Origin of the sequence: Microbulbifer pacificus (genome assembly GCF_033723955.1) — a bacterium.
Classification (GTDB): Bacteria; Pseudomonadota; Gammaproteobacteria; order Pseudomonadales; family Cellvibrionaceae; genus Microbulbifer; species Microbulbifer pacificus.
In genome coordinates, this window is sequence record NZ_CP137555.1 from 3,739,133 (window position 1) to 3,756,071 (window position 16,939).

Sequence of the window (16,939 nt, forward strand, 5' to 3'; positions counted from 1 at the left end):
AGGTGATTTCCGCACTGGAGGGGGCGTGTGATGCAGTTAATTCGCCCAATTGTTGCAATCTTCTTGATAATGAGAAAGCTTCGCAATAGTATGCGCGGCATCTGAATGCTGGTGCGCTTGTACCAGTTTCTGCATTTCAGGGCGGTCGATTGGCGATTGCCCGAAACAATTATTCAAATCGACTCTTTCTCAAGGGGAACCGGACATGCCTTCCAGCCTTCATGCATCGGATGCGTTTTTCTCTGTTCATCAATTGACCCGTGCCATCAGAATTGCCGGCTTTGGTATTGTCAGTCTGTACGCGGGCGCCGCAATGGCTGAGGACGCACCAGCCCAGGCGGCGTTGGAAGAGGTGGAAGTGACGGCGGATGGCTCCCAGGTAGTGCTGTCAACGGAGTACGCCGGCGGTCAGGTAGCCCGCGGTGGCCGCGCCGGTATTCTCGGCAACCTGGACATGATGGATTCGCCGTTCTTCAGCACCAGCTACACCAGCAACCTGATGCTGCACCAGCAGGCGGTGAGCGTGGCAGACGTTCTGCAGAACGACCCCACGGTGCGCGTGGCCACGGGCTTCGGCAACTTTCAAGAGCTTTACTTGATTCGCGGCTTCCCGGTGTTCTCCGACGATATGACCTACAACGGTGTGTTCGGCATTCTGCCGCGCCAGTTTGTGGCCAGCCAATTGCTTGAGCGGGTGGAAGTCTTCCGCGGAGCGAGTGCCTTTCTGAATGGTGCCGCACCCGGTGGCAGTGGTCTCGGTGGCGGTGTGAACCTTGTGCCAAAGCGCGCACCGGGGCAGGCGCTGACCCAGGTCACTGCCGGCGTGGAAGGCAATGGCAATGTCTACGGTGCGCTGGATCTCGCACGTCGCTTTGGCGAGGGCGACAGCTCCGGTGTGCGCATCAATCTGGTGGAGCGCGCGGGCGAGACCGCGGTGGAGGATCAGGAACGTGATCTGAGCGTATTCTCCGTCGGCTACGACTACACCGGCGAGCGTCTGCGTCTGTCTGCAGACCTGGGTTATCAGAATCACCACATCGATGCGCCGCGCCCGGCGGTGACGCCGCTTGGTGCCATTCCCAAGGCACCGGACGCGGATACCAATTTCGCCCAGCCCTGGACCTACACCGATGAAGAGCAAATTTTTGGTGTGGTGCGCGGCGAGTACGACTTGACCGACAGCACCAGCGCCTGGCTGGCGCTGGGGATGCGCGATGGAACCGAGAGCAACGTGCTGGCAAATCCCAGCGCGATGGCCGATGGAGCGACCTCTACCTACCGATTCGACAATGCGCGCGAAGACAAGGTGCTGTCCGGTGAAACCGGTATCCGTACCAGCTTCGATACCGCCAGCGTCGGTCATACCGTGACAGTCTCCGCATCGACCTTTGCGCTGGAGTCTGCCAATGCTTACGCGTTCTCGAGCTTTGCCGGTTTTGCCGGTGACCTGTACAACCCGGTAGCGGCGGATGCGCCGGCGGCGGACTTCTTCGTGGGCGGCTCCCTGACCAATCCCCATGTCACGGAAAAAACCGATGTTTCCAGTCTCGCGATCTCAGACATGCTGTCGCTGCTGGATGACCGCCTGCTGGTGACTCTCGGCCTGCGCCAACAGAACATCGAAACCCGCTACTTCGACTACAACAGCGGTTCACCCCTGTCTTCCTACGATGACAGCGCACTGACCCCGGTTGCCGCGGTCGTGGTGAAGCCCAGCGAAACGATCTCTCTGTACGCCAACTACATCGAGGGCCTGCAGCCCGGTGAAATTGCACCCGCGGTCAGTGGCGGTACGCCAGTGAGCAACGTCGGTGAAGTGCTCGAGCCCTACAGCAGTGAGCAGTTCGAAGCCGGGGTCAAATACGATGGCGGCAGCTTCGGTGGCAGTCTGAGTGCGTTTACCACCAGCAAACCGAGCAGTTTTGTACAAGACGGTGTGTTTGATACCTTCGGCGAGCAGCGCAACCGCGGTCTGGAGCTGAGCCTGTTTGGCCAGCCGCTGGAGAATGTGCGTCTAATCGGCGGCGCGACCCTGCTGAACGCGGAAATGACCAGCACCGCAGGTAATCTGCATGAAGGCAACGATGCCATCGGTGCTCCGCGTGTTCAGTTCAACCTGAATGCGGAGTGGGACCTCGCTGGCGTTCCCGGGCTGACCCTGGAAGCCCGCGGCCTGCACACCGGTTCTCAGTACGCGGATGCGGCCAATACCATCGAGGTGGGCAGCTGGAACCGGGTGGACCTGGGGGCACGCTACCTGACCGCGATTGGCGACAAGCCGATGACTCTGAAAGCGCGGGTTCAAAATGTGGCGGACGACAATAACTGGGTATCCGTGGGTGGTTATCCCGGAGCCAATTACCTGGTGCTCGGCGAGCCGCGCACTTTCCTGCTGTCCGCATCCCTGGACTTTTGATCCGGAGCCCTGACGGATGGGTATGATCCTCGCCACCGCGTCCAGTGCCGCCGGGCTGTTCAGCCTTTACGGCAGCTGGCGCAACTGGTCGCTGCTACAACGCTGGGGCACATTGCTGGGTTGGAGTCTGCTGCTGCTGTCCTGTTTCCTTTGGGCCAGCAGCGCAGCCAGCGTTGCGCTGGGCATCAGCTATGCACTGCTTGCGCTCACCGCCTGCGCCTGGCTGCTGGTGGGGTATAACCGCGAACTGCGCCCGCAGCGGTCGCCGCTGCTGGCCGCCGGCAAAGTGCGCTGGCCGGCACTGCCGACCCTGGGCAAACACCTGCTGTTGCTGCTGGGCACGGTGCCGCTGGCGGGTGCTGCGGCTCTGTACGGCAGCACTGCCCTGGCCACTTTTCTGCCCTGGCAACAGGGTAATGCCCTGAGCTTTGCCATGTTGCTGGCGCCAGTGCTCTGGGGCTGCGGCGCCTACTGGCAGTGCGCGGACTCCCGTCCCCTGCGACCGGCTGTGCTACACCTTGCTGTGTTACTTGCGAGCGCCGCCGCCTTACACTGATCTCCCTGTTTCTCGCGGTCCGTCACCGGTATTCCGGGCCGCGGGATTAATCTGAAAAAGTTTTCTCGATGAAATTCAGCCTCTCTCCCGCGTTGGTCAAAAGCTCCCTCGCAAGTCATTCCTGGATTGGCCTGCTGGTGGGTTTTTTGATGTACCTGATCTGCGTGTCCGGCAGCCTGGTGGTGCTCTCCGGTTATCTGAAGCGCTGGGAGCAGCCGGCGGTAGCGGAGTACCAGACACTTGTGCCGGCCGCCGCAACCGCTGCCTACCAGGAACTGCTGGCCCGCAAGCCGGATATTTCCGGCGATATCCTGATGATGTTGCCGCGGGACGATCAGCCCCGCGGCATGCTGGTATCCGCCGGTGGCGTCTACTACCTGAAGGAAGATGGCAGCCGCGACGTTGACATCTCCACGCCCTGGAGCAATTCCATGGTGGGGTTGCACGATGCGCTGCATATTCCCAGCGACTGGGGAGAAATCCTGGTCAGTGTTTTGGGGGTGATGCTGTGCGGGCTGATCGTGTCCGGTTTTCTCGCGCACCCGCGGATTTTCCGCGATGCGTTCAATTTCCGCCTCGGAGGCTCGCGGCATCTGGAGCAGGCGGACATTCACAACCGCCTGAGCGTTTGGGGTGCGCCCTTTCATCTGGTGATCGGATTGACCGGTGCCTGGTTCGGTCTCTCCATCCTGATGTACACCCTCTATGCCAATGCATTTTTCGGTGGTGACCGCGATGCCGCCATCGAATCCATTCACGGCTCCGGGCCAAAATTAGAGCAAATCGTGCAGGTGGCGGATGTGGGGCGCGCGCTGCAGTCCATGGCATCCATCGCACCGGATGCGCGCCCGATCTATTTCAATGTGGAGAACGCCAATTCCCCTGCGCAGTACATTCTGCTGGGTGCCCAGCACCCGGACAGCCTGATCTACGTCGAGCAGTATCGCTTCGACCAGCAGGGCAATTATCTGGATAAGGTCGGCTACTCCGATGGCGAGCCCGGCAAGCAAGTGCTGTTTTCCCTTTACCGTCTGCACTTCGGCCATTTCGGCGGATTGCCGGTAATGATCCTGTATGTGGTTTTCGGGATCGCCCTGGCGGTGGTGTCGGTCACCGGCATCAATATCTGGCTGGTGAAGCGCAAGAAACGGGATTTCATCAACAACCTCTGGGTTGGGCTGGTGTGGGGCGCTCCGCTCGCTATCGCCATTTCGGGTCTGGCGGCACTGATACTGAACAGCGGCGCGGCGGGTTATTTCTGGCTGCCGCTGATCGCGGCGGCTGTTTTTGGGCTGTTTCTGGATAACGAAGCGCGCAGTAAATGCTGGCTGCAGCGGATCACTGCGGTATTGCTGTTGCTGATGGCGCTGTTGCATCTGGTTTTGTTCAAATCCCACGGGCTGCACGGCGCAGCGTTGGTGGTCAATCTTGCCCTGGTGGCGTTTTCCGGAGTGTTTCTGTGGTTGGCGCATCGCACCGGAAAATTGCTGCGCTGAAAACCCGTCAAGCCGTCTCCCGCTTGCAGGCGCAGGCGTAATCCATTTGAATGAATGCCGTCGTAGAAGACAGTTATTCAGGTTTTACGCTCAGGTGAGGATTGCGTGCTGACACGGACGTTACCCAACAAGACTTTTTACCGCTCACTGCTGTGGCTGGTGTATTTTTGTGCGGCAGTTTCTGTAAGTCAGGCTCAGGCCCAAGATACTGCAAGCGGGGATCATGTCCGCGTGCGCTGGCTGGCTCCGGAGCAATTTGGTCCGGCGACGGAAACTATCGGTTTCTATTTTGACGTCGATCCCGGCTGGCATGTGTACTGGCGCAATGCCGGTGATTCCGGCGCGGCGCCGCGCTTCGATTTTGTCGGTGCCAGCGGTGAAGTCGGGGAAATCCAGTGGCCGTCTCCCGTGCGCCTGCCCATCGAGCATCTCACTAATCTCGGCTACGAAGACGATGTCGCCTACCTGTTTTCGGTCACCCCCGATGCACCGCGCATGGAACTGGTGGTGAATCTGGAATGGCTGGTGTGCAAGGTGGATTGCATCCCAGGATACGGCAACATGTCATTGTCCCGCGAGGTTGCGGACAAGGCGCAGTGGCTGCCGCAGGATCTCGCCCTGCGGGACCGGTTTGCCGCACAGATTCCCGACGCGGCAACGCCGGACAATTTTCCTTGGGCTGTACAGCGTGTCAGTGCTGGTGCAGAGCAGGGCACGCTGCAACTTGAATTGACGGCGGCCAATGGCGGCTCACTAGTGTCGCCGCCCGAAATATTTCCCCTGGATGGCGGGCTGTTGACCGCCAAGGCGCCGCAGGTAGAGCAATCCGGCAATACCATCCTCTACACATTCGAGCGCGTTCCGGGAGCGCCCCTGTTGCCAGCAGCATCGCCGACAACCGGATTTGTCATAAGCGACGGCACACGTGCCTGGCAGCTGGACAACCTCGAAATCCAGACCGCTTCCGTCAGCGTACCTCTGGCTGTCGACGGTAGTCAGCCTCTGTGGTTATTGATTCTCGCCGCCATTGCCGGCGGCGCCATTCTTAACTTGATGCCCTGCGTGTTTCCGGTGCTGTCGATCAAGCTGTTTGGTCTGATGGGACCCGGCACGTCCGCGCAGGAGCGCGTGAAATCGGGCGTGCTGTACGGCGCCGGCGTACTGGTGACCTTTGCGCTGCTCGGCGGATTGTTGTTGGCACTGCGCGCCGGTGGAGCCGCCATCGGCTGGGGTTTCCAGTTGCAGTCGGCGCCGGTGGTACTGGCGCTGATCCTGCTGTTCTGGCTGATGGCGCTGTCTTTCAGCGGGGTGTACGAATTCGGTCACCGGCTGATGAATCTCGCCGGGCACAGTCGCGGCGGCAGTTTCGCCACCGGCGTGCTCGCCGTATTTGTCGCCGCGCCCTGCACCGGCCCGTTTATGGGAGCGGCACTGGGGGCGGCGACCCTGTTGCCGACGGCCTCGGCCATGGCGATCTTTATCGGGCTCGGTATCGGCCTGGCGTTGCCGTTTGTGCTGCTGTGCCTGTTCCCCGTATTGCTACAGCGATTGCCGCAGCCAGGCCCGTGGATGGAAACCCTGCGCCAGTTTCTCGCCTTCCCGCTCTATGCCACGGTGATCTGGCTGCTGTGGGTACTGGGGCGTCTCGTCGGTGAAGATGGCTGGCTCTTGGGCAGCCTGGTGATGCTGGGGGTGGTGCTCGCCCTGTGGCTGGCGCAACACCTGCAACGGTTTGGCAAACTGTTTGCGTGGCTGTCTGTACTGGCGGTCATTGTTCTGGGATTGTCTGGCGCCAACTTTCTTCAGGAACAGCGCGCGCAGCCAGTAGCGGCGGCGCGTACGACGGCTGAGGGTTGGCAGCCGTACGACAGGATTGCCATCGGTGAAGCACTCACACGCGGGCAGGGGGTATTTATCGATTACACCGCGGCCTGGTGTATCACCTGTCAGGTGAACAAGAAACTGGTGCTGGATACAGATGAAGTCGCTGCACTGTTTGCAAAGAACAAGGTCTATCTTGTACGGGCAGACTGGACCGATCAGAACCCGGTAATTACCCGCGCGCTGGCAGAGCTGGGGCGCAACTCGGTCCCGGTCTATGCCTGGTATGCCCCGGGTGAAAAATCCCCGGTGTTGCTGCCACAGATTCTACAAACGAGCATGATCGAGGCGTTGTTTGCTTCAGAAACCGAGTAGTTAACAGGTAAGTGAGAAAGAAAAGAGGAAGGAAAGATGAACATTAAAAAATTCGGTGCAAAACATCTGCTTAATACCGTAGGCGCCTTTCTGATTGCGGCACCGGCCCTGGTAATGGCCGCCGCCACCCCCGGCGAGAAAGCCCCGGAATTCTCCGAGGTGGATGCGGCGGGTAAAACCCACAACCTGGCGGATTACAAAGGCCAGTGGCTGGTGCTGGAGTGGTTCAACAAGGATTGCCCTTATGTGAAGAAGCATTACGGCAGCGGCAATATGCAGGCGCTGCAGGAGAAATATACCGGCCAGGATATCAACTGGTTGACCGTCATTTCCTCCGCCAAGGGCAAGCAGGGTTACCTGGAACCGGCGCAGGCGCTGGAGGTGGCCGAGAGTCACAATCTCCATGCCAGTGCGCCGTTCCTGCTGGATAGCGATGGCAGCATGGGGCGCGCCTACGGTGCCAAAACCACCCCGCATATGTTCATCATCAACCCGGAAGGGCAGGTGGTGTATGCCGGTGCGATCGACGACAACGACTCTGCAAACCCTGCGGTAATTGCCGATTCTGCAAATTACGTGGCGGCGGCACTGGATGCATCAATGGCCGGCGACGCCATTGCGGTGGCGTCTTCGCGCGCTTACGGTTGCAGCGTCAAGTATTGAGTGGATGCGCAGCGCCCGGTGCAATGCCGGGCTGCTGCAAGTTTTCCTACTCCATGTCACCCAAGGTCTCGACCATTGCTGCTGTCAGCCGGCTCAAGTCTTCTTCGCTGATTACGTAAGGCGGCATGGTGTAAACCAGTTTGCCGAACGGGCGCAGCCATACGCCGTGTTCGATCAGGCTCTGTTGCAAGGTCCTGTTGTCCACCGGTTGTTTCATTTCCACCACACCGATCGCTCCCAGCACGCGGACATCGGCAACCCCACCGGCGTGTTTCAGCGGCGCCAGCTCCTGTTGTAGCTGCTGCTCGATGTTGTTTACCTGCTGTTGCCAGTCGCGCGCCAGCAACAATTCGATACTTGCATTCGCCACAGCACAGGCCATCGGGTTCCCCATGAATGTGGGGCCGTGCATAAACACGCCGGCCTCACCACTACAGATACCCTTCGCTACCTTGTCGGTACACAGTGTTGCCGCCAGTGTCATGGTGCCGCCGGTCAGCGCCTTGCCGAGGGTGAGAATATCCGGGGAAATTCCTGCGTGCTCGCAGGCAAACAGTTTGCCGCTGCGCCCAAAACCGGTGGCGATCTCGTCGGCGATCAGCAACAAATCGTACTGGTCGCAGAGTTCACGCACGCGTTTCAGGTAGTCCGGTGAATAGAAACGCATGCCGCCGGCGCCCTGGATGATGGGCTCCAAAATGACACCTGCGAGATTCTGGTGATGCTGCTCAATCAGCTGCTGCAGTTCGGCGGTGTCCTGGGCGCTGCAGGGTTCGTCGAATTTTGGTGTGGGGGCGGGCGCAAACAGGTGCTGGGTGAGCTGATTGGCGAACAGGTGGTGCATGCCGGTGATGGGGTCGCAGGTGGCCATGGCACCGAAGGTGTCGCCGTGGTAGCCGTTGCGCAGTGCCAGCAGCCTGGATTTTTCCGGTCTGCCCTGGGAGTGCCAGTATTGCAGGGCCATTTTGATGGCGACTTCGACGGAAACGGAGCCGGAATCCGCGAGGAAAACTTTCTGCAGAGGCTCGGGGGTCAGGGCGACGAGTTTTTTGCACAGTTCGACAGCGGGCTCGTGGGTGAGGCCGCCGAACATGACGTGACTCATTTTTTCCATCTGGCTTTGCATGGCGGCGTTCAGCTCGGGAACGTTGTAGCCGTGCAGGGTGCTCCACCAGGAACTCATGCCGTCGATCAGGCCGCGGCCGTCTTCCAGATAAATTCTTACGCCTTCTGCCCGTGTGATGGGGTAGACGGGCGCAGGGTTGATCAGGGAGGAGTAGGGGTGCCAGATGTGGTTTTTGTCGAATTCTAAATCGATCATTGGGGTGCTTTGGCTTTAGTGCTTTGGTCTTGGTGAGTGGCGGCCAGGCACCGGGTATTCATTTTCAGAACCGGGCTAGGCGCCCCCCTTCAATACGTCCCTGTACGCTGCGTCGCAAACATCTCTGTTTGCGACGCTTCTGAAAATGAATCCCCGGCACCCGCCCTTCGCGTATGAGTGTTTCACTCCGTAAGCTTTTGCTCTGTCGTCATTCCGGCGAATGCCGGAATCCAGTGCTACGAAGTTGTAATTAGGCCAATTCCCGCAGGACTTTCAACGGCGGCTGGCTTACCGCACTTCGGCACGCCAGTGTGCCGGCAGTGCCTACCAGCAGTGCCCCTGCCAGCGGCCCCAATAGCCACAATCCCGGATGGAAGTGGAATGGCATATCGAATACCCGCTGGGTCAGTACGGCGAGGGTCGCTTCGGTGCCGATGGCGGCGAGTAAGCCGGCGGCAATGCCGAGCAGGCCGAATTCAATCACCAGGCTGCGGATAAGCAACTGGCGGCGGCCGCCAAGTGTGCGGATTACGGCGGCTTCCTGCAAACGTTCGGCGATGCTGGCGCGCACGCCGGCAATCAGTACCAGTACGCCGGCGACCAGCATAAGGGCGAGTACAGATTCCACGGCGATGGCGACCTGGCCGATGGTTTCGCGGATGTTTTCCAGGATTTTGTCCAGTTCGATGATGCTGACGCTGGGGAAGTTTTTCACCAGTTCGTTGATGAACAGATTGTCTTCCGGCGGCAGGTAGAAGCTCTGGATGTAGGTGGCCGGGAAGGTATCCAGGCTGCCCGGGGCAAACAGCATGAAGAAGTTGGGGCGCATGCTGTTCCAGTCGAGGGTGCGCAGGCTGGTGATTTTGGCTTCGGTTTCCAGGCCGCCGATGGAGAAGCGCAGTACGTCACCGAGACTCAAGCCGAGGCGCGCTGCGACTTCGACCTCTACCGATACGCCCTCATCAAGGTTGTCGTTCCACCATTCGCCGGCGACGATTTTGTTGTCGGCGGGCAGGGTGTCGGTCCAGCTGAGGTTGAGTTCGCGGCGGATGGCGCCGTCTTTCTGTTCCCGTTCGTCCACCGGGGTGCCGTTTACGGCGATCAGGCGGCCGCGCACCATGGGGTAGAACTCGGTGCCCTCAAGGTTTCTGCTTTCGACTTTCTGCTTCACGCCGTCCAGTTCGAACGGCGCGATGTTGATCAGGAAGTGGTTGGGGGCGTTTTCCGGCAGCTGCATTTTCCACTCGTCGATCAACGCGGTGCGTGCGTAGAACATGGCGAGCATGGCGAGCAGACCGGTGCCGAAGGCGGCGATCAGCAGGGTATTGAAGCCGGCGCGGCGCTGCAGGCTGCCGAGCGCAATACGCCAGCTGCCGCCGAGGGCCGCGAGCCTGCCGCGCACCAGCACGCGGTTGATCACGGCGGCCCCGGCCACCAGCAGGCCGAGCCCTGCGAGCAGGGCGACGGTGATGGCGATACTGCCGGACAGCCACCAGATCAGCAGCAGCATGGACAGCGGGCCGGGAATCAGCCCCAGCCACTCGCGTTTGTCCGGGTTGCTCCAGTCCTGCCGCAGGGTCTGCATCGGGTCGGTCTGGGCCAGGCGGAACAGCGGCGGCAGGGCAAAGCCGATCACACAGGCAATGCCAGTGGCGAGACCCACCAGCAGCGGTTGCCAGCCGCTGGGGGGCGGGGTGACCGGGAAGAAACCTTCCAGTAGGTTTACCGCCTGGGACTGGATCAGTGAGCCGATGGCGAGTCCGACCGCTGTCGCGATCAGCGCAAGCGCGGTCATCTGGCCGATGTAGATGCCGAGGATTTTGTTTTTGCCGGCGCCGAGGCTTTTCATCACCGCCACATAGTTGGCATGGCGCAGACCGTACCGGCGGGCGGCGAGGCCGACAGCGACGCTGGCGAGCAACACCGCAAGGCTGGCCGCCAAGAACAGGAAGCTCTCGGCGCGGTCCAGAGTGCGCGCGACCCGCGGCTGGCCTTCCTCCAGGTCGATCACCCGCTGGTGGTCGGTGAGCTGGGGCTTCAGCCACTCGAAGTATCGCTTCAGTGCGGCGTCATCACCGGCAAACAGGTAGCGGTAGGTGACCCGGCTGCCGGGTTGCAGGATATGGGTGGCGGCGAGGTCGGCCTGGTTCATCATCAACCGCGCGCCCATGGAAAACAGGTTGGTGCCGCGGTCCGGTTCGTGGTCGAGAATGCCGGCGACGGTGAAGTTGCTGTCGCCCAGCTGCAATTGGTCGCCGATCTCCAGGTTCATCAGCGGTAGCAGGCGCGCTTCCAGCCAGACCTGGCCGGGGGTGGGGCCTTGGTGGGTTTCGCGGGATTCCTCGTCCGGGGTTGCGCGCATCTCCAGATGGCCCACCAGCGGGTAGCCATCACTGACCGCTTTTACCGAGGCGAACTGGAATTCGTCTCCGGCGGACAGCATGGAGGCGAATTCGACGGTCTCTGCCTGCTGGAGGCGCATTTCGCCGGCCTTGTTCAGCCATTCCCCGGGGACTTCGGTACTGCTCTGCAGTACCCTCTCCGCCGCCAGAAAGCTCTGGGACTGGATATGCATGGCGCGGGTGAGACGGTCGGAGAAATGGGCGATGGCGGTGACGCAGCTCACCGCCAGCACCAGGGCCGTGGCGATCAGTGCCAGCTCGCCGCCGCGCCAGTCGCGGCCCAGCAGTTTTAGCGGCAGCATCAGGCGGACACCTCCGCCAATGAACCGGGAAGGTCGCCGGCGGTGATCTCTCCTGCGGTCATGCGCAGGTGGGCACCGCAGCGTGCGGCAAGGCGCTGTTCGTGGGTGACCAGTACCAGGGTGGTACCGGTTTCCCCGTTGAGGTTAAACAGCAGGTCGATGACCTTTTCGCCGTTGTGGGCGTCGAGGCTGCCGGTGGGTTCGTCGGCGAACAGGATGCCGTTGCTGGCGGTCGAACCAGTGTTGGCAATGCTGCAAAACGCACGGGCGAGGGCCACCCGCTGCTGTTCGCCGCCGGAGAGCTGGCGGGGGTAGTGGTGCAGGCGATGGCCGAGGCCGACCCGTTCGAGGAATTCCTGCGCGCGCTTGCCGGCGTTGCGCTCACCGCGCAGTTCGCTTGGCAGCATGACATTTTCCTGGGCAGTAAGGCCGGGCAGCAGCTGGAAGGTCTGGAATACAAAGCCCACGCAGCGGGCGCGGAGTGCCGCGCGCTGCTCTTCATCCATGGCGGTGATTTCCTCACCCGCCAGCCATATCTTGCCCTCGCTGGGGCGGTCCAGCCCGGCCAGCAGGCCCAGCAGGGTGGATTTGCCGGAGCCGGAGGCGCCGGTGATGGCGAGGCTCTGGCCGGCGGGAAGCTGCAGGGAGATGTCGTTTAGCAGTGTCAGGGGGCCTTCGCTGGTATTGACCCGGTGGTGAAGGTTTTCGGCTCTGAGCATCACTGACATGGCAAGTCCCTGGATTTCCTGCAAAATGCATGTTGATTGTGAGTTGGAGAGTATGACATGACGGCCGTTCATTTCCGGTATCTCGCCACCGGTTTTATCTCGCGTGGTCTGCTGTTGATCGCACTTGTTTACGCTGGGGTGGCGAAAGCGGATGCACCGGATTCCGCCGATGGGCGGAGGACGCTGTTGGTTCTGGGTGACAGTATCAGCGCGGCTTACGGGATCGATGAGCGCGAGGGCTGGGTGCAGTTGCTGCGGGAGCGGCTCGCGGAAAAGGACCTTGCGGTGAAGGTGGTGAATGCCAGTGTGAGCGGAGAGACTTCCGCCGGTGGCCTGGCGCGCTTGCCGCGACTGCTGAGCGAGCACGGGCCTGAGCTGCTGGTGGTGGAGCTGGGGGGCAATGACGGCTTGCGGGGTTATCCGCCACGGGCGTTGCAACAGAATCTGGTGCGGATGGTGCAGCTGGCGCGGGAGCAGGGGGCTGAGGTGCTGCTGCTGGGCATGCAGATGCCGCCCAATTACGGCAAGGCGTACACCCAGGCGTTTGCGGCGGTATATCCGCAGGTGGCGGCTGCAGAGCAGGTGCCGTTGGTGCCGTTCTTCCTGGAGACGGTGGCGCTGGTGGAGGGGGCCATGCAGAACGATGGTATTCACCCCACCGCCAAGGCCCAGCCGGCGCTGCTGGAGCATGTGTGGCCGTGTCTGGAATCCATAATGAAAGGCAATGTGGACACCCGGTCCAATAGCCTGTGCACTTCTTGATCGGAAAGCGTACAATCGCGCCCTGATTTTCTTTGGACCCTCGGGGGGAACTCCGTAGTCGGGTTCGAGGCGGCACTGTCGCCGTGGAAGCCTTCGCGGGACACGCCGTGAACCCATCCATGGGGGCTCTTCCGCGAGGTCCCTCTCGCGGAAGGTCCCGCAAAGGCTTCCACGCCGACAGCGCCTTCGCATCGTAGTATTCCTTCCCTGCTGACCTGCGAGGGGAGCCTGAAGATTTTTCGAGATTTACCCATGTCTGATCTGGAAAACCGCCGCGACCGGCTGGAGTTCAACAAGCTGCAAAAGCGCCTGCGCCGCAATGTGGGCAAGGCGATCGCCGACTTCAATATGATTGAAGAGGGCGACAAGGTGATGGTGTGCCTGTCTGGCGGTAAGGATTCCTACGCGATGCTGGAAATCCTGATGAGCCTGCAGAAGACCGCGCCGGTGCATTTCGAGCTGGTGGCGGTGAATATGGACCAGAAGCAGCCGGGTTTCCCGGAGCACATTTTGCCGGAGTATCTGCAGTCCATCGGGGTGCCTTATCACATCGTGAACAAGGACACCTACAGTGTGGTGAAAGAGGTGATACCGGAGGGTAAGACGACCTGCGGTCTTTGCTCACGCCTGCGTCGCGGAACACTGTACGGGTTTGCCGAGGAGATTGGGGCTACCAAGGTGGCATTGGGGCACCACAAGGACGATATCGTTGAGACGTTGTTCCTGAATATGTTCTACGGTGGTCGACTCAAGGCGATGCCGCCGAAGCTGCGTGCCGATGACGGGCGCAATATCGTGATTCGCCCGCTGGCGTACTGTCGCGAGACGGACCTGATCGCGTTTGCGGATCACAAGCAGTTCCCGATCATTCCGTGCAACCTGTGCGGTAGTCAGGAGAATCTGCAGCGCCAGGCGATCAAGGGCATGCTGAATGAATGGGAGCGCAAGTTCCCGGGTCGCAGTGACAATATTTTCGCCGCGCTCACGCGCGTGTCGCCGTCACAGTTGGCGGATCGGGATCTTTACGATTTCGAGAGCCTGGAGCTGGACCGCTCTATGCCCGCACCTGCGGCGGACGCGCGTTCGATCGAGCAGTATGTGGATTCCTGGATTCCGGAAGATGCCCGCGATGAGGATCTGGAGAGTGAGCCGGCTCCTGCTGAGGCGTCGCGGCCGCTGTATATTGAGGCGCGCAATCTGTAGAGCCGCCGTCCTCGTGCATAAGCGAGTCCGTTTTTGAGGCAGCCGCGGTGTTTACCGCGGCTGTTTCGTTTTCGGGCCGCGAAATTTCTGACGGTCTGATCAGTTTGCAGTAGCTGTCGACAAAGTCCCGCAGGCGGGCGCTGGGGCCGTGGTGGAAGTGTTTTTTCCAGAGCTTGGCCATACGCGGCAGGTCGCCGCTCTCGACTGTTTCCACCCCGGCGGCGCGGTATACCAGCCAGGCGATGGCGGTGGCGTAGCGCAGGTTGGTGGCGAGTTCGGAGTGGGGGTGCTGCAGGAAGTCGCGCTGGCTGGCCAGTCCGCGTACTTTCGAGGCGAGCGCGGGGAAATTGATCAGGTATTTATCCCATACCTGTCGGTGGGTGCTGGGCAGAATCTGGAATATGCCCATGCCGTGGCGCGAGCCCTGTTTGAGATGGAATCCCAGTTCGGATTCCTGTGCTGCAGTTCCGAGGAGCAGTGACTCCATTCCCGGTGACCAGGCACGCAACTGTTTGAGTGTGGGACGAACAACGAGCAGGCGCAGTTCGTCGAGACAAATACCCATATTTCTTTGCTATTCCCTTACTACTCAGTCTGAAAACGCCATCCGTGGTAGTTTCCAGTTACTGTTCTTAACCCTTGGTTTAGTTTGCCGATTGAGTAACCGCCAGCAAATAGGTAGATTTGCGCGCAATAAAGACTAATAACGACGGATTCAGCCTATTCTTTCGCCAAAGAAGGCAGGGTCTGCCAATTCTGACGGGGAGTCCTACATGTCCGGACAATGGGTAATTGCCTTAACGTTTATCGCCTACCTGGCCTTGATCCTTGCGATCGGTGTTTACGCTTACCTGCGCACCAAGGACGCCAGCGATTATTTTCTCGGCGGGCGCTCGCTGCCGCCGGCGGTGGCGGCACTCAGTGCCGGTGCCTCGGATATGAGTGGTTGGCTGCTGCTCGGATTGCCGGGAGCGGCCTATACGGTTGGTCTCTCCTCCGGATGGATAGCGATCGGGTTGTTCAGTGGCATTTTGCTGAGTTGGATGATCATGGCGCGACGCCTGCGGATTTATTCCTATGCGCTGGACGATTCGCTCACCGTACCTGCCTACCTGCACCGTCGTTTCAATCTCGGGCATCCGTACCTGCGCACCATCTGTGCCTTTTTCATTCTGTTGTTTTTCCTGTTTTACGTGGCTTCCGGCCTGATCGCCGGCGGCAAGCTGTTTGAAACCGTGTTCGGCTGGGACTACCAGTGGGCCGTGATCATCGGCGCGCTGGCGGTGATTTCCTATACGCTGTTCGGCGGCTTTCTCGCGGTTTCCTGGACGGATGTGATCCAGGGTCTGCTGATGAGCCTGGCGCTGGTGATCGTACCGGTGATGGTGATCTCCGATGAGGGTGGGCTCGGCACTGCCTGGACAACCATGAAGGAGCAGCATCCGGAGCTGATGCACTGGCTGAGCGACAACACCGGAGCCACGTTAAGCGTCGCCGCCATTCTGAGTTCCCTCGCCTGGGGGCTCGGGTATTTTGGCCAGCCGCATATCCTTGCGCGCTTCAAGGCGCTGCGGCACCCGGATGAAATGCCGATCGCGGCGGCAGTGGCCGCTGTATGGTCCCTGGCGGGTTTCCTCGGCGCCATGTGCGTTGGGTTGTTCGGGCACCTGGAGTTGGCGCAAACGCTGCCGGACGGCGAGCGCGTGTTCATGGCGCTGGTCGAGGCCCTGTTCCACCCGCTGGTGGCGGGCATTCTGCTGGCGGCCATCCTGTCGGCGATCATGAGCACCGCGGATTCCCAGTTACTGGTGTCATCCGCGGCGCTTGCCGAGGATATGTACCACGTCTGGTTCGGTAAAAAGGCCTCTTCCGAGAGCATCGTAAAGGTCGGTCGCTGGGCCGTGGTTGCGCTGTCCCTGATTGCGGTTGGTGTGGCCATGGACCCGAATTCCAAGGTGCTCGATGTGGTGGCTTACGCGTGGGCAGGGCTCGGCGCGGCGTTTGGTCCAGCGATCCTGATCAGCCTGTACTGGTCGCGTATGACCGGTGCCGGTGCCATCGCCGGGGTGCTGGTGGGTGGTATCACTGTGGTGGTGTGGAAGCAGCTTTCCGGTGGAATCTTCGACATATACGAGCTTCTGCCGGGCTTTGTACTCTCCGCAGCTGCTATTGTTTTAGTTAGTGCCGTGACGCATTGCCCCGAAGGAATATCCACGCGCCACCGTCAGTTAATGGGGCAGTAGCAGCAGTCTGATTGCGGCACTGACGCAGCGATGCGGAATTGACGGTTGGTGCCGCGGTTGGAGTAGTTGGAGTGATCGAAGTACACCTCGGTGATATCACTCGGTTGCATGTAGATGTGATCGTCAATGCAGCCAACCAGAGGCTCCTCGGTGGCGGTGGCGTGGACGGCGCCATCCACCGTGCGGCGGGCCCGGAGTTGCTCGAAGCCTGCCGCCAAATTGGCGGCTGTCCGGTGGGTGAAGTACGTGCTACCCCCGGATTCCGCCTGCCAGTCAAACGTATCTATCACACGGTCGGCCCAGTTTGGCGAAGCGGCAACCTGGGTGAGCCGGAGTTGCTGGCCAGCTGTTACCGCCAGTGCCTGAATCTCGCCCGCCGTGAAAATGTTCACTCCATCGCTTTTCCTGCCATCAGCTGCGGGGTTTACGATTACCCCCCAGAACTGGCCGTGGAAATTGCGGTAGAGCAGGTACAGCATCACCTGGAGCGAGAAGGGGGCCCGCGCCATATTATTTTCTGCTGTTATGACGACGCTATGGCGGAACTGTACCGGGCACAGCTGGATGCCTGCGTGCGCAGGTGAAGCCGACAGCCGAGTGATTGAAAATTCCGGTATGGTTTTTTGAACTTTTTGACTGCTCGGTTTTGTA

13 protein-coding genes are annotated in these 16,939 nt (G+C 60.6%); 10 read left to right on the top strand and 3 right to left on the bottom strand.

Going from position 1 to position 16,939, the window contains the following annotated elements; genetic code table 11:
* Nucleotides 1-205: 205 nt before the first annotated feature.
* The 5 genes from R5R33_RS15900 to R5R33_RS15920 all read left to right on the top strand — a co-directional run bounded on the left by R5R33_RS15900 (nucleotide 206) and on the right by R5R33_RS15920 (nucleotide 7,327).
* The gene (locus R5R33_RS15900) at nucleotides 206-2,416 is read left to right on the top strand and encodes a TonB-dependent receptor (protein WP_318953682.1); all 2,211 of its coding nucleotides are present in this window, start codon (nucleotides 206-208) and stop codon (nucleotides 2,414-2,416) included.
* A 16-nt stretch (nucleotides 2,417-2,432) separates the two neighbouring features.
* Entirely contained in the window at nucleotides 2,433-2,972 is a 540-nt protein-coding gene (locus tag R5R33_RS15905) for a hypothetical protein (RefSeq protein ID WP_318953683.1), read from the top strand.
* A gap of 68 nt (nucleotides 2,973-3,040) precedes the next feature.
* Nucleotides 3,041-4,468: a PepSY-associated TM helix domain-containing protein gene (locus R5R33_RS15910; protein ID WP_318953684.1), complete on the top strand. Its 1,428-nt coding sequence runs from the start codon at nucleotides 3,041-3,043 to the stop codon at nucleotides 4,466-4,468.
* Nucleotides 4,469-4,573: 105 nt separating this feature from the next.
* Nucleotides 4,574-6,664 (top strand): protein-disulfide reductase DsbD family protein, encoded by a 2,091-nt coding sequence (locus tag R5R33_RS15915; RefSeq protein ID WP_318953685.1) that lies wholly within the window; start codon nucleotides 4,574-4,576, stop codon nucleotides 6,662-6,664.
* 36 nt (nucleotides 6,665-6,700) lie between these two features.
* Nucleotides 6,701-7,327, top strand: a complete 627-nt coding sequence (locus R5R33_RS15920; protein ID WP_318953686.1) for a thioredoxin family protein — start codon at nucleotides 6,701-6,703, stop codon at nucleotides 7,325-7,327.
* 46 nt (nucleotides 7,328-7,373) lie between these two features.
* Here the strand turns inward: R5R33_RS15920 and bioA are convergent, their stop codons facing one another.
* The 3 genes from bioA to R5R33_RS15935 form a co-directional block, all read right to left on the bottom strand.
* Nucleotides 7,374-8,648 carry an adenosylmethionine--8-amino-7-oxononanoate transaminase gene (gene bioA / locus R5R33_RS15925; RefSeq protein WP_318953687.1) on the bottom strand — a complete coding sequence of 425 codons (1,275 nt, stop codon included), beginning with the start codon at nucleotides 8,646-8,648 and terminating at the stop codon, nucleotides 7,374-7,376.
* Nucleotides 8,649-8,898: 250 nt separating this feature from the next.
* Nucleotides 8,899-11,352: an ABC transporter permease gene (locus tag R5R33_RS15930; protein ID WP_318953688.1), complete on the bottom strand. Its 2,454-nt coding sequence runs from the start codon at nucleotides 11,350-11,352 to the stop codon at nucleotides 8,899-8,901.
* The gene (locus R5R33_RS15935) at nucleotides 11,352-12,080 is read right to left on the bottom strand and encodes an ABC transporter ATP-binding protein (protein WP_318953689.1); all 729 of its coding nucleotides are present in this window, start codon (nucleotides 12,078-12,080) and stop codon (nucleotides 11,352-11,354) included. Before R5R33_RS15935 ends, R5R33_RS15930 begins: the two co-directional genes overlap by 1 nt.
* Before the next feature lie 57 nt (nucleotides 12,081-12,137).
* On the opposite strand from R5R33_RS15935, the gene R5R33_RS15940 reads away from it, so the two are divergent.
* From R5R33_RS15940 to R5R33_RS15960, 5 genes are all read left to right on the top strand, one after another.
* A complete protein-coding gene (locus R5R33_RS15940) occupies nucleotides 12,138-12,842 on the top strand; it encodes an arylesterase (protein WP_318953690.1) in 705 nt (234 codons plus the stop codon).
* 252 nt (nucleotides 12,843-13,094) lie between these two features.
* The gene (gene ttcA / locus R5R33_RS15945) at nucleotides 13,095-14,045 is read left to right on the top strand and encodes a tRNA 2-thiocytidine(32) synthetase TtcA (RefSeq protein WP_318953691.1); all 951 of its coding nucleotides are present in this window, start codon (nucleotides 13,095-13,097) and stop codon (nucleotides 14,043-14,045) included.
* A gap of 151 nt (nucleotides 14,046-14,196) precedes the next feature.
* Entirely contained in the window at nucleotides 14,197-14,526 is a 330-nt protein-coding gene (locus R5R33_RS15950; RefSeq protein WP_318953692.1) for a hypothetical protein, read from the top strand.
* A 292-nt stretch (nucleotides 14,527-14,818) separates the two neighbouring features.
* Complete coding sequence (gene putP / locus R5R33_RS15955; protein ID WP_318953693.1) at nucleotides 14,819-16,288, top strand: sodium/proline symporter PutP; 1,470 nt, start codon at nucleotides 14,819-14,821, stop codon at nucleotides 16,286-16,288.
* A gap of 71 nt (nucleotides 16,289-16,359) precedes the next feature.
* The gene (locus tag R5R33_RS15960; protein ID WP_318953694.1) at nucleotides 16,360-16,872 is read left to right on the top strand and encodes an O-acetyl-ADP-ribose deacetylase; all 513 of its coding nucleotides are present in this window, start codon (nucleotides 16,360-16,362) and stop codon (nucleotides 16,870-16,872) included.
* Nucleotides 16,873-16,939 lie beyond the last annotated feature (67 nt).